The organism is Albimonas donghaensis (assembly GCF_900106695.1).
Taxonomy (GTDB): Bacteria; Pseudomonadota; Alphaproteobacteria; order Rhodobacterales; family Rhodobacteraceae; genus Albimonas; species Albimonas donghaensis.
Window position 1 is genome coordinate 1 of sequence record NZ_FNMZ01000030.1, and the last position, 1,056, is coordinate 1,056.

The 1,056-nt window shown below is 69.4% G+C and carries 1 protein-coding gene; it reads left to right on the forward strand.

The window, feature by feature from the left end; translation table 11 throughout:
* Positions 1–94: 94 nt before the first annotated feature.
* A protein-coding gene (locus BLV24_RS21330) for an IS630 family transposase (RefSeq protein ID WP_092685693.1) occupies positions 95–1,043 on the forward strand; the annotation gives its coding sequence in 2 pieces (ribosomal slippage) (positions 95–432 and positions 431–1,043; 951 coding nt in all).
* Positions 1,044–1,056 lie beyond the last annotated feature (13 nt).

The following is a 1,056-nucleotide window of genomic DNA, read 5'->3' on the forward strand; positions in this document are numbered from 1 at the left end:
CTAGAGCGGAACCCGACCTGATTGAATCGCAGGGGATTCGCCTCGGGGTCTCGGTCTGATTCAAGGTGTCTGCCGGGGACGGAGGCCGGCGGATATGTCGAAAGCCCTCTCGCTCGATCTTCGCACCCGTGTTCTGCAGGCGGTGGCCGACGGCGCCAGTCACCGGCAAGCGGCGGCCCGCTTCGGCGTCAGCGCCACGAGCGTCAGCCGCTGGCGGGCGCTGGCGCGGGAGCAGGGCGACGCTCGCCCCGGGCCTCTCGGCGGAGACCGGGGCTCCGCCCGCGTCGAGGCGCAGGGCGCGTTGATCAAGGCGCTCGTCGGCGCCACGCCGGACATCACCGTGGAGGAGCTGCGCGCGGCTCTGCGCGAGCACGGTCACGTCTTCGGCTACGGCACGCTCCAACGGTTCTTCCGCCGCCATGGGATCACGCGCAAAAAAGACCGCGCACGCCAGCGAGCAGGAGCGGGTCGAGGTCCTGAAGCGCCGCCTGGCGTGGTTCGACGGGCAGCTCGACCTGGATCCCGACCGCCTCGTCTTCATCGACGAAACCTGGGCGAAGACCAACATGGCCCGCACCCACGGCCGTTGCCGGCGCGGCGAACGCCTGCGCATGGCGGTCCCCCACGGGCACTGGAAGACCACCACTTTCGTCGCCGGTCTGACGCGCCGGGGCATGGTCGCGCCTTTCGTGATCGGCGGACCGATCAACCGCGTCGCTTTCGAGACCTCAGTCCAGCGCGTGCTGGTCCCCGAGCTGCGCCCGGGCGACGTCGTGATCATGGACAACCTGTCGAGCCACAAGGGGCCTCGCGTGCGCGACCTGATCGAGGCCGCAGGCGCGGAACTGCGGTTCCTCCCGCCCTGCAGCCCCGACTTCAACCCCATCGAGAAAGCGTTCGCCAAGCTCAAGGCGCTCCTGCGAAAGGCTGCCGAGCGAACCGTCGAGGGCCTCTGGGCCGCCATCGGCCGCATCGCAGACGCCTACACCCCCGCCGAATGCGCCGACTGCTTCAGCGCATGCCGATACGATCCAGACTGGTAGGATTCCGCTCTAG